The sequence below is a fragment of the Geodermatophilus arenarius genome, assembly GCF_042654585.1.
In the GTDB taxonomy this organism is placed as follows: domain Bacteria; phylum Actinomycetota; class Actinomycetes; order Mycobacteriales; family Geodermatophilaceae; genus Geodermatophilus; species Geodermatophilus arenarius.
The window spans coordinates 140,615-162,793 of sequence record NZ_JBHSGR010000010.1 but is presented as its reverse complement, the minus strand read 5'-3'; the positions used below and the strand labels follow the sequence as shown (position 1 = coordinate 162,793).

The 22,179-nt window shown below is 76.8% G+C and carries 17 protein-coding genes and 1 pseudogene; 5 read left to right on the top strand and 13 right to left on the bottom strand.

What is annotated here, in order from left to right; all coding sequences use genetic code 11:
* Window positions 1-717 (bottom strand): annotated as a pseudogene (locus ACFO3M_RS11410) (hypothetical protein); the annotation flags it as partial.
* A gap of 349 nt (window positions 718-1,066) precedes the next feature.
* Between ACFO3M_RS11410 and ACFO3M_RS11405 the strand changes: the two are divergent.
* On the top strand, window positions 1,067-2,419 hold the full coding sequence (locus tag ACFO3M_RS11405) for an APC family permease (protein WP_387988707.1): 1,353 nt from the start codon (window positions 1,067-1,069) through the stop codon (window positions 2,417-2,419).
* A 42-nt stretch (window positions 2,420-2,461) separates the two neighbouring features.
* Complete coding sequence (locus ACFO3M_RS11400) at window positions 2,462-3,421, top strand: nucleoside hydrolase (RefSeq protein WP_387988706.1); 960 nt, start codon at window positions 2,462-2,464, stop codon at window positions 3,419-3,421.
* 24 nt (window positions 3,422-3,445) lie between these two features.
* On the opposite strand, the gene ACFO3M_RS11395 is transcribed toward ACFO3M_RS11400, so the two are convergent.
* Complete coding sequence (locus ACFO3M_RS11395) at window positions 3,446-4,144, bottom strand: GAF and ANTAR domain-containing protein (RefSeq protein ID WP_387988705.1); 699 nt, start codon at window positions 4,142-4,144, stop codon at window positions 3,446-3,448.
* A 173-nt stretch (window positions 4,145-4,317) separates the two neighbouring features.
* Here ACFO3M_RS11395 and ACFO3M_RS11390 point away from each other — a divergent pair, with 173 nt between their 5' ends.
* Window positions 4,318-4,776, top strand: a complete 459-nt coding sequence (locus tag ACFO3M_RS11390; protein ID WP_387988704.1) for an ATP-binding protein — start codon at window positions 4,318-4,320, stop codon at window positions 4,774-4,776.
* A 10-nt stretch (window positions 4,777-4,786) separates the two neighbouring features.
* Here ACFO3M_RS11390 and ACFO3M_RS11385 read toward each other — a convergent pair whose 3' ends face one another.
* The 6 genes from ACFO3M_RS11385 to ACFO3M_RS11360 form a co-directional block, all read right to left on the bottom strand.
* Complete coding sequence (locus ACFO3M_RS11385) at window positions 4,787-5,023, bottom strand: hypothetical protein (protein WP_387988703.1); 237 nt, start codon at window positions 5,021-5,023, stop codon at window positions 4,787-4,789.
* A 44-nt stretch (window positions 5,024-5,067) separates the two neighbouring features.
* Window positions 5,068-5,940 carry an NYN domain-containing protein gene (locus ACFO3M_RS11380; RefSeq protein ID WP_387988702.1) on the bottom strand — a complete coding sequence of 291 codons (873 nt, stop codon included), beginning with the start codon at window positions 5,938-5,940 and terminating at the stop codon, window positions 5,068-5,070.
* A gap of 39 nt (window positions 5,941-5,979) precedes the next feature.
* Window positions 5,980-8,079 carry a putative bifunctional diguanylate cyclase/phosphodiesterase gene (locus tag ACFO3M_RS11375; RefSeq protein ID WP_387988701.1) on the bottom strand — a complete coding sequence of 700 codons (2,100 nt, stop codon included), beginning with the start codon at window positions 8,077-8,079 and terminating at the stop codon, window positions 5,980-5,982.
* A 123-nt stretch (window positions 8,080-8,202) separates the two neighbouring features.
* Entirely contained in the window at window positions 8,203-9,831 is a 1,629-nt protein-coding gene (locus ACFO3M_RS11370; protein ID WP_387988700.1) for an acyl-CoA dehydrogenase family protein, read from the bottom strand.
* A 1,484-nt stretch (window positions 9,832-11,315) separates the two neighbouring features.
* Window positions 11,316-11,735, bottom strand: a complete 420-nt coding sequence (locus tag ACFO3M_RS11365; protein ID WP_387988699.1) for an SRPBCC family protein — start codon at window positions 11,733-11,735, stop codon at window positions 11,316-11,318.
* 55 nt (window positions 11,736-11,790) lie between these two features.
* Window positions 11,791-13,074 (bottom strand): competence/damage-inducible protein A, encoded by a 1,284-nt coding sequence (locus ACFO3M_RS11360; protein ID WP_387988698.1) that lies wholly within the window; start codon window positions 13,072-13,074, stop codon window positions 11,791-11,793.
* A gap of 168 nt (window positions 13,075-13,242) precedes the next feature.
* Here ACFO3M_RS11360 and ACFO3M_RS11355 point away from each other — a divergent pair, with 168 nt between their 5' ends.
* Window positions 13,243-14,052, top strand: coding sequence for a hypothetical protein (locus ACFO3M_RS11355; protein WP_387988697.1), 810 nt, complete (start codon window positions 13,243-13,245; stop codon window positions 14,050-14,052).
* A gap of 15 nt (window positions 14,053-14,067) precedes the next feature.
* On the opposite strand, the gene ACFO3M_RS11350 is transcribed toward ACFO3M_RS11355, so the two are convergent.
* The 5 genes from ACFO3M_RS11350 to efeU form a co-directional block, all read right to left on the bottom strand.
* On the bottom strand, window positions 14,068-15,669 hold the full coding sequence (locus tag ACFO3M_RS11350; protein ID WP_387988696.1) for a serine/threonine protein kinase: 1,602 nt from the start codon (window positions 15,667-15,669) through the stop codon (window positions 14,068-14,070).
* A 20-nt stretch (window positions 15,670-15,689) separates the two neighbouring features.
* On the bottom strand, window positions 15,690-17,447 hold the full coding sequence (locus ACFO3M_RS11345) for a serine/threonine protein kinase (RefSeq protein ID WP_387988695.1): 1,758 nt from the start codon (window positions 17,445-17,447) through the stop codon (window positions 15,690-15,692).
* Window positions 17,448-17,652: 205 nt separating this feature from the next.
* Window positions 17,653-18,987: an iron uptake transporter deferrochelatase/peroxidase subunit gene (gene efeB / locus ACFO3M_RS11340; RefSeq protein WP_387988694.1), complete on the bottom strand. Its 1,335-nt coding sequence runs from the start codon at window positions 18,985-18,987 to the stop codon at window positions 17,653-17,655.
* Between the two features lie 82 nt (window positions 18,988-19,069).
* Window positions 19,070-20,224 (bottom strand): iron uptake system protein EfeO, encoded by a 1,155-nt coding sequence (gene efeO, locus ACFO3M_RS11335; RefSeq protein ID WP_387988693.1) that lies wholly within the window; start codon window positions 20,222-20,224, stop codon window positions 19,070-19,072.
* On the bottom strand, window positions 20,211-21,110 hold the full coding sequence (gene efeU / locus ACFO3M_RS11330) for an iron uptake transporter permease EfeU (protein ID WP_387988692.1): 900 nt from the start codon (window positions 21,108-21,110) through the stop codon (window positions 20,211-20,213). Before efeU ends, efeO begins: the two co-directional genes overlap by 14 nt.
* Window positions 21,111-21,251: 141 nt before the next feature.
* On the opposite strand from efeU, the gene ACFO3M_RS11325 reads away from it, so the two are divergent.
* A complete protein-coding gene (locus ACFO3M_RS11325; RefSeq protein WP_387988691.1) occupies window positions 21,252-22,043 on the top strand; it encodes an enoyl-CoA hydratase-related protein in 792 nt (263 codons plus the stop codon).
* Window positions 22,044-22,179: the final 136 nt, after the last annotated feature.

Below are 22,179 nucleotides of genomic sequence, written 5' to 3'. Positions count from 1 at the left end.
GCCGATGGGCCGCGCCGGCCAGCCGGCCGGGGCCAGCGCCGGACCCGCGGAGCGGGGGGCGGCGGGACGGGGCGGGACCGGCCGGCCGGCGCCGGCCGGGAGCGACGCCGCGGCGGGGGAAGACGCCGCGGGCCGGATCGTGGGGGTGCTCGGCAGCTCGGTGAGCACCACGGGGCCGTCCGGGACGCGAGGCCGCGGGACGGCCGGGACGGCCGGGCGGGGCCGGCCCCAGGCCAGGTGCGCGCCGTCGGGGCCGGCGCCCCAGAGCGCCAGCCGCCGGACCAGGCCGGGACCGGCCGGCGGGACGACGACGGGCGCGGTCGGCCAGGCGGCGTGGGCGCCGTCCGGGCCGGCACCCCACATGGCCAGCCGCCGGACCGAGGCCCGCAGCCGCGCGCGCCAGCGGGGGCCGGCCGCGGGGGCCGGGGTCACCGGGGCCGGGGTCACCAGGGCCGGGGTCACCAGGGCCGGGGCCGCCTCGGCCGCGGCGGCCGCGGCCGGCGGGACGGGGCGAGGCCGGGGCACGGGCACCGGGCGGGCCACCGGCAGCGGGCGCAGCGCGCGGGGGGCGCCCGGCGAGCGGGTCGTCACCGCGCGGCGCGGCCGGGACCGCCGCGGCAGCTCGTGCGCCCGGTCGAGCAGGCCGAACAGGCCGGCCAGGGACAGGTCGTCCGGCAGGGTCGCCGACGACGGGGCGGGTGCCCGGTCGATCGCCATGCCGTCCTCCTGAGGGGTCTTGGTCCGCAGCCGGGGAAGGTGCTGCGGACAGGGAGAACCGTAGGGACGGCGGGCCTCGCGGACGGCTCGTCGGGACACGTCCTGGAGACCCCGTGACGCAACCGTTGTGACGCCCTGACCAGCGCGTTGGTCACCCGGCGCTGCCGACGATCACTTGTCGACCCGTCGACGGCCCGCGAGCGTGGAGAGCCCCTGCGGGGCCTCCGGTCACGCCGGGACACGCCCCGGCGCGCCCGGCGTGTCGGGGCGTGTCCCCGGCCCGTCCCCCGCGTCCCCGGACGGTGTGGTCCGGTTGCCGGTGGGGTGCGGCCCTGCCGAGACTCGACCGGTGAGCGAGCGGGCCGCGACGGCGGCACCCGACCGGACGCCGGGCAGCACGGACGAGCCGGACACGAGGCTGCGCCGCGCCGTCACCGGGCCGCTGCTCTACCTGTTCATCCTCGGGGACGTCCTGGGCGCCGGTGTCTACGCGCTGGTCGGCGAGGTGTCCGCGGAGGTCGGCGGCGCGATCTGGGTGCCGCTGCTGGTCGCCCTGCTGCTGGCACTGCTCACCGCGGGGTCCTACGCCGAGCTGGTCACGAAGTACCCGCGGGCCGGCGGCTCGGCGGTGTTCGCGGAGCGGGCGTTCCGCTCCCCGGTGGTCGCCTTCCTCGTCGGCTTCTGCATGCTCGCCGCCGGCGTCACCAGCGCCGCGGGCCTGGCGCTGGCCTTCGCCGGTGACTACCTGACCGTCTTCCTCGACGTGCCCGCCGCCCCGGCCGCCCTGGTGTTCCTGCTGGTGGTGGCGCTGCTCAACGCCCGCGGCATCCGGGAGTCCCTGCGCGCCAACCTGGTCATGACGCTGGTGGAGACCTCGGGCCTGGTCCTCGTCGTCGTCCTCGGGGCGGTGGTCCTCGGGCGCGGCGACGGCGACCCGGGCCGGGTCGTGGAGTTCCCGCCCGGGGTGTCGGCGGCGACGGCGGTGCTGTCGGCGGCGCTGCTCGCCTACTACTCGTTCGTCGGGTTCGAGACGTCGGCCAACGTCGCCGAGGAGGTCCGCGACGTGCGGCGGGTCTACCCGCGGGCGCTGTTCGGGGCGCTGCTCACCGCGGGCGTCGTCTACGTGCTGGTCGGGCTGGCCGCCGCGGTCGTCCTCCCGCCCGCGGAGCTCGCCGGCTCCACCGGGCCGCTGCTCGAGGTGGTCCGCGCCGCCGACGCCGGCATCCCCGACGAGCTGTTCAGCGTCGTCGCCCTGGTCGCCGTCGCCAACGGCGCCCTGCTCACGATGATCATGGCCAGCCGGATGGCCTACGGGCTGGCCGAGCAGCGCCTGCTGCCGGCGGTCCTCGGCCGGGTGCTGCCGCGCCGCCGGACGCCGTGGGTGGCCATCGCCGTCACCACGCTGGTGGCCATGGGCCTGAGCCTGGCCGGGGACCTGGCCACGCTGGCCAACACGGTGGTGCTCCTGCTGCTGTTCGTCTTCGTCAGCACCAACGCCGCGGTGCTCGTGCTGCGCCGCGACCGGGTCGACGCCCCGCACTTCCGGGTGCCGCTGGTGGTGCCGGTGCTCGGCATCGCCTCGTGCCTGGTGCTGCTGTGGCGCCAGGAGGCCCGGACCTGGGCGTTCGCCGGCGTCCTGCTCGCCGTCGGGGTGGTGCTGTACCTGGTGACCGCGCTGCCGCGGCGCCGGGCCGGGAGCTGACCGCGGCGCAGGCGCACCCGGGCCGGTTGCGAGGATGGCCGGGTGGCTCCTCCCGCACCGCGGCCCCTGGTGATCGACACCGACCCCGGCATCGACGACGCGCTGGCGATCCTGCTGGCGCTGGCCAGCCCCGAGGTCGACCTCCGCCTGGTCACCACCACGCACGGCAACGTGTCCCTCGCGCAGACCACCGAGAACGCGCTGCGGGTGCTGCACCTGGCCGGCCGCTCCGACGTCCCCGTGGCCGCGGGCGCCACCGACTCGCTGGTGTTCCCCCAGCCCGAGCGCGCCGGGCACGTCCACGGCGCCACGGGCCTCGGCGGCGTCGACCTCCCGCCCTCCCCGGCCGCCGTCGACCCCCGCCCGGCCGTCGTCGCGCTCGCCGAGCTGCTCCTGGCGTCGGAGGAGCCGGTGACGGTGGCCGCGATCGGGCCGTGGACCAACGTCGCGCTGCTGCTGGCCACCTACCCCGAGGCGGCGGAGCGGATCGACCGGCTGGTGCTCATGGGCGGCTCGGCCGCCCGCGGCGGCAACGTCACCGCCGCCGCGGAGTTCAACGTGTGGTCCGACCCGGAGGCCGCGGCGCGGGTGCTCGGCTCGACGGTGCCCACCGTGCTCGTCGGCCTCGACGTCACGCTGCCCACGGTCCTCGACGAGGACGGCGTCGCCCGGTTCGCTTCGGCCGGGCCGGTCGGGAAGACGGCGGCGGCGATCCTGCAGCAGTACCTGGACCACGCCCGCACCTCCTACGGCACGACCGGCGTGGTGGTGCACGACGCGCTGGCGCTCACCGAGGCGATCGTGCCGGGCACGCTGGGCACCGTCCGCCGCGACGTCGTCGTCGACACCACCCTGGGGCCGGCCCGCGGGCAGACGCTGGTCGACCGCAGGACGGTGTCGGACTCCCCCACCGCGGTCGACGTCGCCGAGACCGTGGACAGCCCGGCCGCCGTGGAGTTCCTGGTCAGCCGGCTGGCCGACCTGGCGACGCGGGTGGGCTGAGCCGCGCCGGCGGGCCGGTCCGCCTCAGCGCCGGTCCTGCGTGGAGGCCACGATCCCGGTGGCGATGTCGCGCAGCTTGCGGTTGTAGCGCTGGGACGCCTCGCGCAGCAGCTCGAAGGCGGCGTCGGCGTCGACGTGCCGCTGCGCCATGAGCACGCCCTTGGCCTGCTCGATGACCGCGCGGGACTGCATCGCCAGCTCCATGTTGCGGGCGTGCTCGCCGAGCTGGGCGTGCGCGTCGGCGTTGGCGACGGCGACGGCGACCGCCTCCGCGACCTGGCGGGCCGCCTCGACGGACCCGTCGGAGGCGAACGCGGCGGGCCGCGTCGAGTAGATGTTCAGCGCCCCGATCGTGGTGGCCTGGTAGGGCAGCGGCATCGACAGCGAGCTGCGGACCCCGACCTCCACCACCCGGGCCACGTACTCCGGCCAGCGCGTCTCGGTGCGGGTGTCGTCGATCCGCAGGACGACCCCGGCGCGCCCGGCGTCCATGCACGGGCCGTAGCCCCGTTCGTACTGCAGCTCGTCGGCAGCCAGCGCCATGTCGCCGTGGTGGGCGGCGGTGGTGGCCACGTCCCCGCGGATCAGCGTGATCGACGTCGACTCGGCGCCGGGGACGTTCTCGGCGGCGATCCTGGTGACCTCGTCGAGCGCGTCGTCCAGGGCCCGGTCGGCGAGCCGCAGTCGGCTCAACGCGCGCCAGAGGTCCTCCACGGTGCCCATCCTGCCCGCAACGGCCGCTGCCGGGGACCCGGCCGATCACCGTGGGCGGGGACCGTACGGGCCCGCCGCTGCGGGCCAGGGCGCTTTCGGTCAGGATGGACGCCGGTCGGCGGAGCAGACGCGAGGGGTGGGACATGGGCCAGGAGGCGTGGCCGTGCACTCCGGTGCCCTCCGTGGCCGGCGACGTCTGGCACTGGCAGCTGGAGGCCATGCACGTCGTCTCCCGGGTGCGCGCGGACCTGCGGGCCCGGATCGCCCACCCGTCGGTGAGCACGTCGTCGACCGAGGACGCCCGCGACGGGCTGCTGCTGGTGTTCGAGGAGCTGGCCTCCAACGCCCTGCGGCACGGCGGCGGCGACGTCCGCGCGCTGGTGGTGGCCAGCCCCGCCGGCTGGCTGCTCGACCTCAGCGACGAGGCGCCCGAGCGCCCGCCGGTGCCCGCCGTCGACCGCGATCCGTCCCTGGGCGGGATGGGCCTGCACCTGGTGGCGCAGCTGTCGGTCGATTACGGCTGGGAGAGGCGCCCCGGCCGCAAGCACGTGTGGGCGCGGCTGCCCTCCGGGCTGGAGCCGGTCGAGGGGTTCGGCAGCCAGGTGCCCGAGCCGCGCGCGCCGGAGATCCCGCGGGACTGAGCCCGGGGGTTCAGGCCGAGTCGGCCACCGCCGCGCCGTCGTGCTCGGCGCGGGCGCAGTGCGCGCAGCAGTAGAACTGCCCCTCCACGACGACGCCGTGGCCCACCACCTTGACGCCGCAGTGCTCGCAGATGGGCGCCATGCGGTGGATGGCGCACTCGAAGCTGTCGAAGGTGTGCCGGGCCCCCTGGGCCACCACCTCGAAGCTCATGTCGTAGTCGTTGCCGCAGACCTCGCAGACCGCCATGGCCCCTCCCTTCCCCGGACGGGGCCGGGGGACACGAGGGTGGCTCAGCTGCTGCGGCGGGCGGTCCAGTTCGAGACGAAGTCCCGAAGGCTGCGGGTGGGCCGCAGCCACGCGCCGTCCGGCGGCAGGGCGTCGAGCCGGACGCGGTCCAGCGGCGCGGCGAAGGCGCCGGGGACGTCCTCGATGTCGATGAACTCCAGCAGGTCCGAACCGATGGCGTAGCCCGCGACCTCGCTGAACGCCACGACGACGACCTGGGTGCCGGTCCGCGCGAGCTCCTCGAGCGGCTCGGCGAAGTTGCGCCCGTCGCCGGAGAACACGACCAGCCGCCGCAGCCGGTGGCTGTGCGCGCGGACCTCGATGTGGTCGAGCATCGCCTGGTCGATGTCGTCGTCGGGCTGGCTCTTGGGCCGGGCGAAGACGGCGTAGCCGAAGCCGCGCAGCGCCTCCACCCAGCGCTGCAGCGAGCCGACGACCGGCGGGATGTTGGCGAAGACGCAGGCCTCGACCTCGGGCGCGTCCGGCGCGGCGGGGTCGCCGGCGCCGTCGACGAACCAGGCGGCGATCGCGTCGAAGCGCGGCCGGGAGGCGGCGGTGGGGCGGGCGCCGATGACCGTCGACAGGGTCATGTCGATGTTCGGCGCGTCCCAGATGAGCAGGTCCAGCGCGGGCCGCCCCCGGCCGCCGTCGGCCCGGGGCTCGGCGAGGGGCGTCTCTTCGCTGGTCGCGGTCACGGGGGCAGTCTGCCCGGTCGCCGCCGCGTCCGTGCCGGTGCCGTCCGGGGTGTCCGGGGTGTCCGGGGTGTCCGGCACCGGCGGGACGACGACGGGCGGGACGGCGGGCGGTGCGACGACCGGCGGCGGGCCGGCCGGGGCGGTCGCCCGGCGGACGGCGCGCCGGCGGACGGGACCGGTCACCGCCGGTCCCCTCCCCCCTGTCCGCTCAGGGCAGCCCCCTCAGCGCAGCCGGCCGGCGAGGGCCAGCGCGCAGGAGTCGCCGCCGCCGGCCCGCACCCGGTCCGCCCAGCGCTCGACGTCCTCGGCGCTCATGGGGTGGGCGAGCAGGTAGCCCTGGGCGGAGTCGCAGCCGGCCTCGCGGACCATCCGCAGGTGCTCGGCGGTCTCCACGCCCTCGGCCACCGACCGGATGCCCAGGGTGTGCGCGAGCTCGACGATCGCCCCGAGGACCGCGCCGGTGCCGCCGGAGGCCAGCCGCTCGGCGGCGGTGATCAGCGACCGGTCGATCTTGAGCGTCCCGATGGGCAGCGCCATGAGCTGGGCCAGCGAGGACCAGCCGGTCCCGAAGTCGTCGATGGCCACCCGCACGCCGAAGCCGCGCAGGACGGCGAGCTGGTCCTCGGCGCGGGTGGGGTCCTCGGCGACGCTGGTCTCGGTCAGCTCGAGCATCAGCTGCTCGGGCGCCAGACCCGACTCGTGCAGCGCCGTCCGGACGTCGCGGACCAGCGTCTCGGCGGAGAAGTGGCGGGCGCTGATGTTGACCGCCATCCGCAGCGACAGGCCCTGCGCGGCCCACTCGGCGGCCTGGCGGGTGGTCTCGTGCAGCAGCCACCGGGTGATCGGGATCAGCTGCCCGGTCTCCTCGGCCACGGAGAGGAAGGCGTCGGGCGAGAGCAGGCCGCGCTCGGGGTGCTGCCAGCGCAGCAGCGCCTCGACGCCCTCGACCTCGCCGGTGTCCAGGCGCACCACCGGTTGGTAGTGGACGACGAACTGGTCGAGCGCGCCGTCGCGCAGCCGGGTGGCGACGTCCATGCGCCAGCGGGCGGCGTCGCGCAGCCCCGGGGAGAACAGGTGGACGCGGTCGCGGCCGGCCGCCTTCGCGGCGTAGCTCGCGGCGTCGGCGTCGCTGAGCAGCTGGTGGGCGTGCCGCAGCCCGGGCTGGGCGACGGCGACCCCGATGCTGGCCGACACCGGCACCGAGACCCCCAGCGCGATGAACGGGCGGGCGAAGGAGCGCTGCAGCCGGAAGGCCAGCGACGCCGCCTCCGGGGTGTCGCAGGAGCGGGCCAGGACGACGAACTGGTCCCCACCCAGGCGGCCGACGGCGTCGCCGGGACGGATCTGGGCGGCCAGCCGGGCGCCCACCTGGCGCAGCAGCTCGTCGCCGACCTCGGAGCCGAGCGAGTCGTTGATGGTCTTGAAGCCGTCGATGTCGAGGAACAGCAGGGCGGTGCGGGAGCGCTCGTCGGCCAGCGCCTCGCCCACGAGCTCGAGCAGCCGGGCGCGGTTGGCCAGGCCGGTGAGGTCGTCGTGGTGGGCCTGCCAGGCCAGCCGCTCCTGGTCGCGGACCCGCTCGGTGATGTCGATGTGGGTGGCGACGAGCTGGCCGTCCTCCTCCACCCGCGCCGCCTGCATGCGCCACCATGTGCGACCGCTGGAGGACTCGATGGAGTACTCGCAGGAGAAGGTGCGCGTCGGTCCTCCGGGCGGCGCCGCCCGCAGCTCGGCGAGCCCGCCGGCGATGCGGGCCAGGTCGTCCGGGGTCAGGCCCTGACCTATCCGCGCGAGGTAGTCGTCGCCCACCTCGGCGGGCTCCCAGCCCCCTGCGCGCACGACGTCCGCGGTGTCGGCCCAGCTGCGGTTGACGCTGCGGACCCGGCCGCCGCGGTCGACCAGCACGGTCGGGGTGGGGTACGCGTCGAGGACGGCGGTGGTCTGCCGGAGGGCGTGCGCCTGGGCGGCGTGCGCGCGGTGCCGCGAGTCGACGTCGCGGATGAACACGACCAGGCCGGTGCTGTCGGCGGAGGCGCGGACCTCGAACCAGCGGTCCCGCGGCCTGTGCAGGTACTCGAACACGCGGGGGTGGCCGTCGTCGAGGGCGCCCCTGAGCTCCGCCACGAACTCGGTGTCGCGCAGGTCCGGGATGCAGTCGAGGACCTTCTGGCCCAGCAGGGTGTCGGCCGGCCGCCCGAGCAGGTCCTCCAGGGCGGCGTTGAGCCAGGTGAAGCGCCACTCCCGGTCGATGTGGCAGACCGCGTCGGGGACGCTGGCCAGCAGGTTCGGCGGTGCCGCCGCGCCCGCACGGTCGGATGGGTGCACGCGTTCTCTCTCCCCCTGCCGCACGCCGGACCCCGTCGAGCGGGTCACCGGTACCGGACCGGGACAGGATGGGAAGTCGGTCCGTGCGCGACGCGTACCCGAGGGTAGTGGAGCCGCGGGCTCTCAGGCAGGGGCAACGGTCGACCGCTCCACGATGCGCGCGGCGGGCACGGCGGACGGCAGCGTGCCCAGCACCGACCCCCAGTCCCCGCCGAGGCGGGTGGCGCAGAACGCGTCGGCGACCTCGGGCGGGGCGTACCGCAGCAGCAGCGAGCCCTGCAGGCACTGGGCGAGCAGGCCGGCGATCCGGCGGGCGCGCAGCGGCAGCGCGTCCGGGTCGCCGAGCTCGGCGGCCAGCCGCTTCACGGCGTCGTCGAAGCGGGCGTCGGCGCCGCGGGCGAGCTCGATCTCGTCGGTGACGGCGGCCAGCGACTCGCTGCTGCGGCCCAGGGCCCGCAGCACGTCGAGCGCGATGACGTTGCCGGAGCCCTCCCAGATGCTGTTGAGCGGCGCCTGCCGGTAGAGCCGGGGCATGCCCGACTCCTCGACGTAGCCGTTGCCGCCGAGCACCTCGAGCGCCTCGCCGACGACGCCCGGCGTCCGCTTGCAGACGAGGAACTTGGCGGCGGCACCGGCCAGCCGCAGGAACGCCTTCTCGCCGGCGTCGACCGCGGCGGCCAGCCGGATCGCCAGCGCGGTGGCTGCCTCGCTCTCGACGGCGAGGTCGGCCAGCACGTTCTGCATGAGCGGCTGGTCGACCAGGAGCGCGCCGAAGGCGGAGCGGTGCCGGGCGTGGTGGACCGCCTGGGTGAGCGCCGCCCGCACCGTCGCGGCCGACCCGATGACGCAGTCCAGCCGGGTCGTGTTGACCATCTCGATGATCGTCGGGACGCCGCGGCCGGGGGCGCCGACCAGCCAGCCGGTGGTGCCGTCGAACTCGACCTCGCTGGAGGCGTTGGCGCGGTCGCCGAGCTTGTCCTTGAGGCGCTGCAGGCGGAAGACGTTGCGGCTGCCGTCCGGGAGCACCCGCGGGACGAGGAAGCAGGACACGCCCTCGTCGAGCTGGGCCAGCACGAGGAACAGGTCGCTCATCGGGGCGCTCGTGAACCACTTGTGCCCGGTGAGCGAGTAGCTGCCGTCGGCGTTCGCGACCGCACGCGTGGTGTTGGCCCGGACGTCGGAGCCGCCCTGCTTCTCGGTCATGCCCATGCCCGCGACCAGGCCCGGCTTGGCGACGGGGTCGGTCAGGCCGAACCGGTAGCCGGTCGCGGTCAGGCCGGGCTCGTAGCGGGCGGCGAGGTCGGGCGCCGCCCGCAGCGCCGGCACGGCCGCGTAGGTCATGGTGACGGGGCAGCCGTGGCCGGCCTCGACCTGCGTCCAGCCGAGGTAGCCGACGGCGCGGCGTACGTGGGCGTGCCGGTAACCGGCGTCGGCCGCGGCCCACGGCGCGCCGGCCAGACCGTGCTCGAACGCCGTCCGCATGAGCTCGTGCCAGGCCGGGTGGAACTCCACCTCGTCGACGCGGTGGCCGTACCGGTCGTGGGTGCGCAGCACCGGGCGGTTCTCGTCGGCCAGCCGGCCCCACTCGCGGGCCTGCTCGCTGCCGGCCAGCGCGCCGAGCTCGGCCAGCGAGGCGAGCGTCGCCTCGTCGGCGTGCCGGAGACAGGCCTCCCGCAGCGCCGCGTCCCCGGCGATCGGGTCGTACCCGACCAGCGGCGGGGCCTGGTTCAGGACCTCGTGCGTCGCAGCCACGCCGCGCACCGTACGACCTCGCTGTCACCGCGGTCACACCCCTGGTCCGCCGGCCGGGTTCCACGTGGAACGACGGGACGGCGGCACTCAGAAGGGCGGCGGGTCGTCGTCCGGGTGGGCCGGTGGCGGTGGTCCGGGATGGTCCGGCGGTGGGTCGGGTTCGGCCGGTGGTGGTCGCAGCCCCGGTGGCGGGGTGGTGCGGGTGATCCCGGACGGGGTGGTGACGGTGAGGGTCCCGTCGGCGCTCATGTGGAAGCGCCAGCCGCGGGCGAAGGTCTTGAGGCGGTGGTGGCTGCGGCGCGGACGGCTCGTAGCCGTCGGTCGCGGCCGGGCGGTCCAGCACCGCACAGTCGCAGTCAGTGTCCGGGTGGTCGGGGCAGCCGGTGCGGGCGAGGCGGCGGAGCCGGTCGAGGGTGGTGGTGGCGCGCAGCGTGCCGTCGTCGACCAGCGCCAGCGTCACCGATCCGCCCTCCGGGGTGCGCAGCCCCAGGGCGTCCAGTTGCTGCAGGAGTTCCCGGAGGTGGGCGGCGGTGATCGGCAGCCCGTTCACCGCACCCGCCTCGTCGCTGCGGCCGGCCAGCGCGGCGAGGGTGGCGATGACCTGCAGGTGGGCGCTCACCGGCGGGCGGCCGGTCTCCCACGGGCGCTGCAGCAGGTCCGCGAGGACCAGCGTGCGCAGCTGCCCGATCGGCCGCTGGTCCCCGTCGGCCTTCAGCATCCGCGCCAGCTCGTCCACGACCGCGAAGCTGGCCGCGGCGAGGTCGGCGGGCAGGTCGGCGGCGAGGGTGGCCATGCCGTCGAACGGGCAGTCGTACAGCCGCACGTCGGCGTGCCGCTGCGCGATCACCCTCCGCTGGTCGATCGCCTCGGCGTCGGCGTCGAGCAGCAGCGCCAGCGCGCGGTCCTTGAGCGTGCGCACCGTCAGGGACGTGGCCTCCGGCAGCAGCCGGGCCTCGAGCGTCCGGGCGGTCGCCGCGCTCGTGTGCTCCAGCACGTCGACCAGCGCCTTGGCGCGGGCCTCGTCCAGCGCGCCGGCGGCCAGCGCCGCCCAGGTGCCGAGCAGGTGGGAGCGGTACGTCCACGCCCGGTGGGCGAGGTGGGAGGCGGTGCCGCGGCCGACGTTGAGCACCAGTGCCAGCTCGGCGGTGAAGAACTCCGCCACCCCGGGCAGCTCGGCATCCGGCGCCCAGGAGCCACTCCTCGTGCCAGGCGTGCCGGGCGCGGGGTCGGTGTCGGCCGGGCGGGCCTCGGCCAGGCCCAGGACGAGTTCGGCCTCGTAGGCGGCGGTCATCGCCTTGAGTGCGGCCACCCGCTGCAGCTCGGCGGCCTTCTGCTCCCGGGACAGCAGCGCCACCGGCAGCCGGCGAAAGGGTGCGGGCAGCTCGATCACCGCGTCGAGCAACGCCTGCTCGACCGGCGACCGGTACTCCGCGACCTCCTCCACACCCCGCACGCTACGGCCGGGGTACGACCGTTCCCGCAGGTCAGACCGGTTGTCCGGCACTCCGCTGGTCGAGCGGACGGACCAACCGGCCGATCGCCAGCTGCGCCAGCGGGGCGTAGCCGACCACGACCGGCGCCGGGCCGGAGATGCGCAGGCCGGTGGTGCTGCCGCCGTCGGGACCGTCGGCGACCCAGTGCAGCAGGTGCAGCCGGACCGGGCCGGCGCTCACCGTCCACGCCCACTGCCGTGCCGCCTCGTCCACCGACTCGACGACGAAGGGGAGCGTCACCCCCACCGGCCCGCGCACCCGCCCGCTCACCCCGGCGGCGAGCCGGGGCCCCGGCACCTCGACGCCGGTGATCTGCGGCGCCCACTGCGGCCACCGGGCGGGCCGGGCGTAGCGCTCCCACGCCTCCGCGGGTGACACCGGGCCGGTGGCGTGCAGGGTCACGGTCGTCATGCCGCCCTCCCTGCCCGCGACGGACCCGCCGCACGCACCGCGGACGGCGGCACGGTCAGGCCGGCGGGCCGCCGAGCAGCAGCTGGCGCAGCATGTGCATCGCGAGGACGACGGAGCGCTCGCGCACCGCCGTCCGCGAGCCGCGCAGCCGCACCGACCGCGCCTGCTGGCCCACCGGGCCGACGGCGCACAGGTGCACGGTGCCCACGGGCTTGTCCGGCGTCCCGCCGCCGGGCCCGGCGATGCCGGTGACCCCGACGCCGACGTCGGCCCCGAACCGTGCCCGCGCCCCCTCGGCCAGCGCCAGCGCCACCTGCGGGCTCACCGCGCCGTACTCGGCGAGCACCTCCCCCGGCACCCCGACCAGCTGCTCCTTCGCCGAGTTCGCGTACGAGGTGATCCCGCCGAGCACGTAGGCCGAGGACCCGGCCCGCTCGATGAGCCGGGCGACCAGCAGCCCGCCGGTGCAGGACTCGGCGGTGGCGATCGTCAGGCCCTGGTCGGCGAGCGCACCGGCCACCAGCTCGTCGAGGGTGGGCCCGGTCGAGAACAGCGTCGCGGCGAACGTCTCGGTCAGCACGGCGGCCAGCCGGTCGTACGCGGGCTGCGCCTCGGGCGCGAAGCGCGTGACGATCTCCAGCTCGCCCTCGCGCAGGCAGGTGGTGACCTCCAGCCCGCCGAGCTCGTGCTCGTGCTCCCGGAGGGTGGCGGCCAGCTGCGCCTCCAGCGTCCCCCAGAGCCGGATCGTCTCCTGGCGGAGCTCCCTCGCCCCGGCCAGCACCTCCTGCACCGGCCCGGCCGCCAGCGCCGCCGGCCACATCCCCTGCAGCTCCGACGGCGGCCCGGGCAGGACGACGACGACCGGCCCGGTGCGGCCGTCGGCGGGCGGGACGACGAGGCCCGGCGCCGTCCCCACCGGCTCCAGCACGGTGGCGCCGGCGGGCACCATCGCCTGCTTGCGGACGCCGGCCGCGGTCGCCTCGGGGTCCGACCGCCAGCCGCGGCGGGCCATCAGCCGCTCGACGACGGCGGCGACGCGCTGCTCCAGCTCCGGGTCGACGTCCAGCGGCCTGCCCTGCACCTCGCCCACGACGGCGGCGGTGAGGTCGTCGGCGGTGGGCCCGAGGCCGCCCGTCGTGATCACCAGCTCGACGCCGGAGGAGGCGAACCAGGCCAGCGCGCCGCGCACGTCGTCGGGCCGGTCGCCCACGACGAGGACCGAGCCCACGTCGACGCCGGCCTGCCGCAGCTGCTCGGCGAGCCACGGCCCGTTGCGGTCGGCGACCCGGCCGGTCAGGACCTCGGTGCCGGTGACGACGATGCCCGCGCGCGTGCCCACCCGCCCGACCCTAGGAGGACGACGTCCTCCCCGCCGGGTGCGAGGCGGACCGCCGGACCCGCCGTCGCACCTCCCCGGGCCGGGCGCGGACCGCCGCTAGCGTGCGGGGAGGACCGGTCCCACCCCGTGCGGGACCGGTCGCCCGCGTCCCAGGAGGAGAGAGCACCCGTGACCACCTCGCCCCCGCCGGCCGGCCCGCGCACGCAGCAGATCCCCACCACCGGGGAGGGTGCGACGGCCGCGGGTCTCGCCGGACACCCGGGCGCGCCCGCCGTGCCGCCGTCGGTCCTGCCGGCGCCCGCGTACCCGGTGACCACGCCCCAGCCGGCAGCGACGCCGGAGCCCGCCCACCACCAGCCGTCCCACCACGCGCCGCTCCACCACGAGCCGGTGCACCACACACCGGCCCACCACGAGCCCGTCCACCACGAGCCCGTCCACCACGCGCCCGTCCACCACGCGCCCGCCGGCTACCAGCCGACCGGGCCGCAGCCCACGGGCCCGCTGGACTCGCTGCTCGGCGCCCCGCCGGTGCCCCCGCCGGCGGCCGCCGAGGCGCAGGAGGCCCTGGCCGCCCGGCCCGGGAAGCCGGCGCGCCCCCGGGCGCCGCGCCGGTCCCGCGACCGCGCCGCGCTGGCCGCCGCCGGCCTGGCGGGGCTCGGCCTCGTGCTGCTCGAGCTCGGGCTCGCGCTGCGCCTGGACGGCCCGCCGCTGTGGGGTCAGGTCCCGGCGTGGGCGGCGTTCGCCACCGTCTGCGCGCTGCTCGGCGGCGCGGCCGCGCTGTCGCGGCTGGTGCCGGCGCTGCGGCTGGGCCCCCTCACCGCGGAGCGGCTGGCGCTCGGCGGGGCCGCCGGCCTGGCGGTCTTCTGGGTGCTCGTCGTCCTCCCCCACGCCGACACCGACCGCGGCTTCCTGCTCACCGCCGCACTGGGGGCCGTGGCCCTCGCCGCCTGGCTGGTGCCCGGCCGCCGTCGCTGACCGGACGCCGGCGGCTCAGCGGACGCGGCCCCGTCCGTTGCCCCGTCCGTTGCCGCCGGCGTTCCCGTTCCCCCCGCCGTCGCCGTCCACCTCGCCGTCGCCGTCCCCCTCGCCGGGGTCCTGGGCGTCCGCCTCGTCCCCGGCCGCCGGCGGCGGGACGGGGTCCGGCTCCGGCGCGGCGGGCGTCACCGGCTCGGCCACCTCCGTGACCGGGGCGGAGTCCACCGCCCAGGACGGCGTGGAGGGCCACGGCGACGAGGGCGGCTGTGACGGCGGCGACGACGGCGGCGACGACGGTGGCGGGGACCACGGCCCGGACTCGGGCCGGGACACCGCCGCGGCCACCGTCAGCGTGACCGTCTCCCCCGGCGTCAGCCGCCCGACCGGGGTCGCCCCGGTGACGACGCCCGGGGCCGCGTCGGCGGTCTCCACCACCACCCGGCGGACCCTCAGCCCGGCCGCGACCAGCTGCTCCTCCACCTCGTCGGCGGACCGGCCGACCAGGTCCACCCGCCGCACGTCGGTGCCCGCGTCCGCCGGGGACCCCGCCTCGGCCGCCGGCACCGGCGAGGACCCCGGCGCGGTCACCTCCAGCACGCCGACCCCGAGGGCGGCGCCGACCGCGAGGGTCGCCATGCCGGTGAGGACCCGCCCGGCCCTGCGGCGCGGTGCGGGAGCGGCGGCCACGGCCGGCGGGGACACGGCCGGCGGGGACACGGCCCGCGGGGACACCACGGGCGGCAGCGGCGCGGTGACCGGTGGCGGCGCCGGCGGCAGCGGGCGGCCGGCGCGGACGGTCTCCACCGCCCGGCACACCGCCGCGCCGTCGGCGAGCCGGCCGGCGGGGTCCTTGGCCAGCATCCGCGCCACCAGCTCCCGCACCGGCTCCGGCACGTCACGGGGCAGCGGGTCCGGCTCGTCGCGGATCTGCCGCAGCGCGATCTGCACCGGGTGCTCGCCGTCGAAGGCCCGCCGCCCGGCCAGGCACTCGTAGGCGACCATCCCGAGCGCGTAGACGTCGCTGGTGGGCCCCGCCTTGCCGCCGGCCGCCTGCTCGGGCGAGAGGTAGTGGGCGGTGCCGACCACCTGGCCGGTGCGCGTCAGCGGGGCGCTGCCCGCCGACCAGGCGATGCCGAAGTCGGTGATCCGGACCACGCCGTCGTAGCCGACCAGCACGTTGCCCGGCTTGACGTCGCGGTGCACCACGCCGGCGGCGTGCGCGGCGGCCAGGGCGGCGGCGGTCTGCCCCACCAGGTCCAGCACCCGCTCCGCCGGCAGCCGCCCCTCGCGGGCGAGCAGCGCCGACAGCGGCTCGCCGTCGACGAGCTCCATCACCAGGTGGGCGCAGACCTCGCCGTCCTCGGTCACCACCTCGCCGTAGTCGTGCAGCGCGGCGATGTTGCGGTGCAGCAGCCGGCCGGCCAGGCGCGCCTCGGTGCGGAACCGGGTGCGGACGGTCTCGTCCTCGACGTACTCGCTGCGCAGCAGCTTGACCGCGACCGGCCGGTCCAGCAGGGCGTCCCGGGCGCGCCAGACCTGGCCCATGCCGCCGGTGGCGAGGAGGCCCAGCAGCTCGTAGCGGCCGGCGACGACGCGACGTGCAGGCCTGCCGTGCATCGCACCTCCTCGGTTCCGGATCAGCGGCTGGTGGAGTCTCCCGCGGCGGAGGTGGTCCCGCTCGTCGTCCCGGCGGTGCCGGTCACCGGCGACGACGACGTCGGGGTGCTCGAGCTCGTGGCGGTGGTGCCGGTGGGCGTCGCCGGCGTGGTGGTCGTCGTGTCCGACGGGGAGCCGGTCGCGGACGAGCCGGGCGCGGTGGTCGTGGTCGGGGTCGCGGCCTCGGTCGGCTCCGGGACCGCCGTCCCCGGAGCCGGGTCCGTCGCGGGCGGGACCGGCTCGACCACCGTGCCGGGCGTGCTGTCGCCGGTCACGGCCGAGACGCCGCCGTCGCCACCCTGCCCCGTGGGCGCCGGCCGGGAGCCGCGGCCACCGGCCGGCGCGACGGCGAAGGTGACGACGACGTCGTCGCCGGGCTCGAGGCGCACGCCCTCGGGCGAGACGCCGAGCACCCGGCCCGGGACCGCGGACCCGGTCACCTGCTCGCGCCGCTCCACGCCCAGGCCCAGCGCGGACAGCTGGGTGGCGACGTCGTCGATCGGCCGGCCGACGTAGTCACCGGCCTCGAGCACCACGCCGTCCTCGCTGTCGCGGGTCTGCGCGGCGACGACGGTCGGGGAGCCGGGGTCGTCGCCCAGGGCGGTGAAGACGACGCCGGCCAGCCCGGCGCCCAGCAGCAGCGCCAGCAGCGGGACCAGGACCGCCGCGACCCGGTGGCGGGGCGGTGGCGGGGGGCTGCTGCGCCGCGGCCCGCCCGGGCCGGGGAGCACGCCGGACGGGCCGGGGGCGGCCTGGGTGGGCGGGCCGGCGTCGACGGCGACCGGGACGGCGGCAACCGCCACTCCGGCCGGCGCGGCGGCCGGGACGGGCGCGGGCGCCGGTGCCGGTGCCGGTGCCGGTGCCGGTGCCGGTGGCTCGAGGTCCGGCAGCCGCCCGGCGCGGGCGTCCTCGACCGCGGCGACGAACGCGGCGCCGTCGGGCATGCGGGCGGCCGGGTCCTTGGCCAGCGCGCGGCGGATGAGGGTGCGGACGTCGCGGGGCAGCGTGTCCGGCAGCGGCTCGGGGTCCGAGCGCAGCTGCTTGAGCGCGATGGTGACCGCGTTGTCGCCGTCGAAGGCGGGGTGCCCGGTGAGGCACTCGTAGCCGACCAGGCCGAGGGCGTAGACGTCGCTGGCCGGGGTGGCCAGGTGCCCCTCGGCCTGCTCCGGCGAGAGGTACTGCGGCGTGCCGATGACCTGGCCGGTCTGGGTGAGCGGGACGCTGCCGGCCGACCAGGCGATGCCGAAGTCGGTGATCTTCACGCTGCCGTCGGCGCGGACGAGGATGTTGCCGGGCTTGACGTCGCGGTGCACCAGCCCGGCGCGGTGCGCCTCGGACAGCGCGGCGGCGGTCTGGCCGAGCACCGACAGGGTGGTGGAGGTGTCCAGCCGGCCCTCGCGGCGCAGCAGCGCCGACAGCGGCTGGCCCTCGACCAGCTCCATGACCAGGTAGGCGAGTGTCTCGCCGGTGTCCCCGGCCGTGTCCCGTGCCGTGGTCTCGCCGTAGTCGTAGACCGCCGCGATGTTCGGGTGGTTCAGCGCCGCGGCGTGCTGGGCCTCGGCGCGGAAGCGGGCGAGGAACGTCGGGTCGCCGGTGTACTCGCTGCGCAGGACCTTGACCGCGACCGGGCGGTGCAGCAGCACGTCGGTGCCGCGCCAGACCTGGCCCATGCCACCGGCGGCGATGAGCCGGGAGAGTTCGTAGCGGTCACCGAGCATCCGGCGACCCGGTTCCACCACGGGACCTCTCCCATCCCTGCCGGCCCTGCTGCCGACGCCGTCCGTCCCGGCGTACCGGTCCTCGTCCGCGGAGGTGCCCGGTCCTTCCGAGACCACACATCCTCCCAGCAGTCCCACCCGTCCGGGGAGTCCCGTGCGTCACGGCTCGGCATCGACACGGCGACGCGCCGACGACGCCCCGGTGACACGCCGGTGGCCGGCCGGCTCAGGCGGACTCGAAGAGGGCGCGGCCCCACCAGTCGGCGTCGCCGCGGACGCCGGGCGGGCAGGCGAACACCGCCGACGACGTGTGCCGGACGTACTCGTTCATCGCGTCCGTCCGCAGGTTGCGCTGCACCTGCACGAAGCCGGTCTCCGGGTTCCGCTGGAAGGCGATGAAGAACAGCCCGGCGTCGAGCCGGCCCAGGCCGTCGGAGCCGTCGACGAAGCTGTAGCCGCGCCGCAGGATCGCCGTCCCGGAGTTGGTCGGGTGGGCGAGGAAGACGTGGCTGGTCTCGGGGATCGCGAACTCGCCGTCGACCTGCTCCGTGAAGTCGACCGGGTCGAACTCCGCGCGCTGGCCGAGCGGTGCCCCGCTCCCCTTGGTGCGGCCGATGGTGCGCTGCTGCTCGTCCAGCGAGGAGCTGTCCCACGGCTCGACCAGCATCCGGATCCGCCGCGTGACCAGGTAGGAGCCGCCGCGCAGCCAGTCCGCCCGGCCCCCCTCGCCGTCGTCGTCGCCGACCCACACGAACCGGTCCAGCGCGCTGCCGTTCTCGGCCTTGAGGTTGGCGGTGCCGTCCTTGAACCCGAACAGGTTGCGCGGGGTGGCCTGGCCGGTGCTGGTCGACGACGTCCGGCCGAAGCCCAGCTGCGACCAGCGCACGCTGACCACCCCGGCGCCGATGCGCACCAGGTTGCGGACGGCGTGGACGGCGACCTGCGGGTCGTTGGCGCAGGCCTGGAGGCACAGGTCACCGCCGCTGATCGCGGGGTCGACCTGGTCGCCGGGGAACGACGGCAGCTCGACCAGCGGCGCGGGCCGGCGGGCGGCGAGGCCGAAGCGGTCGCGGCCGTCGGCGGTGGTGAACAGCGTGGGCCCGAAGCCGACGGTGATCGTCAGCCCGGACGGCGGCAGGCCGATCGCCTCGCCGGTGTCGTCCGGCGGGGCGTACCGCTCGCCGTCGACGGCGCCGACCGGTCCGGCGTCCCGGCCCGCGGTCATGCGCCGCGCGGCCTCGGTCCAGTCCCGCAGCAGCGCGACGAGGTCGTCGCGGCTGTCGGTGGTGACGTCGAGGGCGACGAAGTGCAGCCGGTCCTGGGCGGGCGTGACGATCCCCGCCTGGTGCTCGCCGTGGAAGGGCACCGCGTCGGTCGGGGCCGGTCCGGCCGCCTGGGCTCCGCCCGCCGGGCCCTCGGCGGTCGCCCGGCCGACGACGCCGCCGGCCGCGCCCGCGGCGAGGACACCGGCGGTGCCGACGCCGAGGGTGCCCAGCAGGCGGCGGCGGGACAGACCCGGCCGCTGCGGCGCGGCCGGCTGGTCGGCGGTGGGCTCCGTCATGGCTTCCTCGGGACGGGGACGGTCTCGCAGGGCGCAACGTCCCGCGCACACCGGCGCGTCCCCGGCGCCGGTGTGCCGCGGGTCACTGGTCCGCGACGACCGCCGCGACCTGGCTGACCGACTCCGACAGCGCGGTGATGCTGTCGGACAGGCCGCGGAGCTGCTCCTCAGTGAGCTGGTCGTGCAGCGTCCAGCCGCCCTCGGTGCGGTACTGCCCGAGCTCGGCCTCGGTGGCGGCGAACCGCTCGTCGATCTCCGCGACCAGGTCGGGGTCGGCCTCCTCGAGGTAGGGGCGCAGCGCCTGGACGGCGGCCTCGGAGCCCTCGAGGTTGGCGGCGAAGTCCCACAGGTCGGTGTGCGAGTAGCGGTCCTCCTCGCCGGTGATCTTGCCGGTGGCGATCTCGTCGAGGAGGGCCTTGGCGCCGTTGGCCAGCTGCAGCGGCTCCAGCGTCGTGTCGTCGGCGAGCTCGACGACCTCCTGCACGTTCGCGAGCAGCTGGTCGGCGTAGGGGGTCATGCCCTCGGTCGTGCCGCCGACCCACAGCGCCTGCTCGATGCGGTGGAAGCCGGTGAAGTCCTCGCCCTCGGCCTGGTCGCCCTCGCGGCCGTCGATGAGCGGGTCGAGGTCGCCGAAGACCTCGGCCACCGGCTCGATCCGCTCCCAGTAGGTGCGCGCGACCGGGTACAGCGCCTTGGCGCCCTCGACGTCGCCCGCCTCCACCGCGTCCACGAAGGCGGTGGTCTGCTCGAGCAGCGCGCCGGTCTGGCTCTGCACGTAGCGCTGGTAGTCCGCGCTCGCCTGGGCGAGGGTCTCGTCCTCCGACAGCGACCGGGCCTCGCCGGTGACGGTGAGGTCGCCGCGGATGCCGTCGCCGACCATGCCCGGCTTGCAGGCGGTCTCGTAGCTGCCGGCGGGCAGCTCGACGAGCAGCTCGCGGGTCAGGCCCGGCGCGATGTTCTCCACCTCGCCCATGACCCGGTCGCCCTCGGCGTAGACGTAGAACTCGGTCACCTGGTCGCCGGAGTTGGTCACCGCGAAGCTGTGCGTCCCGGCCGGCAGCTCGCTGCTGGCGACGTCGCAGGCGTCGTCGGTGGCGGCGACGGCGACGGTGTCGGCCGCCTCCCCGCCGGCGGACGCGGCGCCGGAGCCGCCGTCGGCCGACGAGCAGGCGGCGGTGGTCAGCGCGGCCAGCAGGCCGGCGGTGAGCAGGGGGAGGCGGCGGTCACGCACGGACATGCTGGGTGGTCTCCGACGGCTGGGTGGGGGTCCGGGCCGGGTCGGCGCCGGAGGGCTTCGGGGCGGCCAGCGTGCGGGCCGGCCAGAGGAAGGCGACGAGCACCGGCACCAGGTAGGCGACGTACGCGACCGTCTCGAGCACCGTGGGGGCCGCGGTGACGTTGAAGATCCCGGCGATCGCCGCGCCGTACCAGCTGTTCGGGTCCAGGACGCCCGAGATGTCGAAGGCGAGCACATCCAGGCCCGGGAGCACCCCGGCCTCCTGGAAGTCGTGGACCCCGTACTTGAGGATCCCGGCCGCGACGAGGACCAGCAGCACCCCGCTGACGGTGAAGAACCGCGACAGGTCGATCCGGATGGCGCCCGCGTACAGGCCGATCCCGACGACGACGGCGGTGAGCACGCCCGCGGAGATGGCCACCAGCGGGGTCGCCGACGTCGTCGCGCCCTGGGCGGCCGCGTAGAACAGCAGCGTCGTCTCCAGGCCCTCGCGGACGACGGACAGGAAGGCGACGCCGGCGACGGCGAGCGTGCCCGTGCCCAGCGCGTGCTCGAGCTGCCCGGTGAGCTCCCCCTTGAGCTTCCGGGCGGTCCGGCGCATCCAGAAGACCATCCAGGTGACCAGCGCGACCGCCAGCACCGAGGTGATCGCCTCGAACAGCTCGCGCGAGCGGTAGTCGGCCAGCAGCGTCGTCCGCGTGTAGGTGAGCAGCGCGCCGAACAGGACCGACAGGGCGACGGCCGCGGCCACGCCCGCCCACAGCGGCAGCAGCTGGCGGCGGCGGCCGCTCTTGACCAGGTACGCGACGAGGATGCTGACCACCAGGGTGGCCTCGAGGCCCTCGCGGAGGCCGATGAGGTAGCTGGCGACGAACGCCTGGCCCATGGCTGACCCATCTGTCGGGGTTGGGGTGTCCCCCGTCACCGGACTGAGGGCAGGCACACCTTACTCGTCGCGCACGATCGTTCCGGCCCCCGTCCGCGGGAGGCCCCCTCGGCCGGGGGCGGGCGTGGCAGGGTGACCGGCATGTCGGAGACCACCGCCACCACGACCGTGACCCGCGAGGACGCCGGCGGCGTCGCGACCGTCACGCTGCAGCGGCCGGGGATCTCCCGGGCGATGCGGCGGGAGCTGCTCGAGGTGGTGCAGGGGATCGCCGGCGACGGGTCGGTGCGGGCGGTGCTGGTCACCGGCACCGGCCGGGCGTTCTGCGTGGGCCAGGACCTCGCCGAGCACGTCGAGTCGCTGCGCGGGGACGCCGGGAGCTCGCTGTCGGTCGTCGAGGACGAGTACAACCCGCTGGTCCTGGCGCTGGCCGGGCTGCGGGTGCCGGTCGTCGTCGGGATCAACGGCGCCTGCGCCGGCGCGGGGCTGGGGCTCGCGATGGCCGGCGACCTGCGGGTGGCCGCCGCGGGCGCGAAGTTCACGACCGCGTTCACCGGCATCGGGCTGTCCAGCGACTCGGCCCTGGCCGCGCGGCTGGTGCACAGCGTGGGCGTCGCCCGCGCCACCGAGCTGCTGCTGCTCCCCGACGCCTTCCCCGCCGAGACGGCGCTGCAGTGGGGTCTGGTGCACCGGGTCGTCGAGGCCGACCGCGTGGCGGACGAGGCCAGGGCGCTGGCCGAGCGGCTGGCCACGGGGCCGACGGCGGCCTACCGGGCGGTCAAGACGGTGCTGGCGAGCGCGCCCACCGACTCGCTGGAGGAGACGCTGGCGCTGGAGGCGCGGCTGCAGACCGAGCTCGGCGGCACTGCCGACCACGCCGAGGCGGTCGAGGCGTTCCTGGCCAAGCGCCCGCCGCGGTTCACCGGGCGCTGAGCCCCGCGGGCGGGCCGACGGCATCGCGGGGCCCGTCCCCGTTCACGGAGGGCTGCAGTGGGATCGCTGCGGGTACAGACACGGTGGGTCCCGTCCCGCCCGGCCGTTGCGGGACCCGGCGGTACCGCTGTGCGGT

What these genes read in the sequence shown, in the direction of transcription:
- ACFO3M_RS11350 (WP_387988696.1), bottom strand. Translation starts at nt 15,669, where the DNA reads ATGCACGGCAGGCCTGCACGTCGCGTCGTCGCCGGCCGCTACGAGCTG.
- ACFO3M_RS11365 (WP_387988699.1), bottom strand. Translation starts at nt 11,735, where the DNA reads ATGACGACCGTGACCCTGCACGCCACCGGCCCGGTGTCACCCGCGGAG.
- ACFO3M_RS11385 (WP_387988703.1), bottom strand. Translation starts at nt 5,023, where the DNA reads ATGGCGGTCTGCGAGGTCTGCGGCAACGACTACGACATGAGCTTCGAG.
- ACFO3M_RS11395 (WP_387988705.1), bottom strand. Translation starts at nt 4,144, where the DNA reads ATGGGCACCGTGGAGGACCTCTGGCGCGCGTTGAGCCGACTGCGGCTC.
- efeB (WP_387988694.1), bottom strand. Translation starts at nt 18,987, where the DNA reads ATGACGGAGCCCACCGCCGACCAGCCGGCCGCGCCGCAGCGGCCGGGT.
- ACFO3M_RS11325 (WP_387988691.1), top strand. Translation starts at nt 21,252, where the DNA reads ATGTCGGAGACCACCGCCACCACGACCGTGACCCGCGAGGACGCCGGC.
- efeU (WP_387988692.1), bottom strand. Translation starts at nt 21,110, where the DNA reads ATGGGCCAGGCGTTCGTCGCCAGCTACCTCATCGGCCTCCGCGAGGGC.
- efeO (WP_387988693.1), bottom strand. Translation starts at nt 20,224, where the DNA reads ATGTCCGTGCGTGACCGCCGCCTCCCCCTGCTCACCGCCGGCCTGCTG.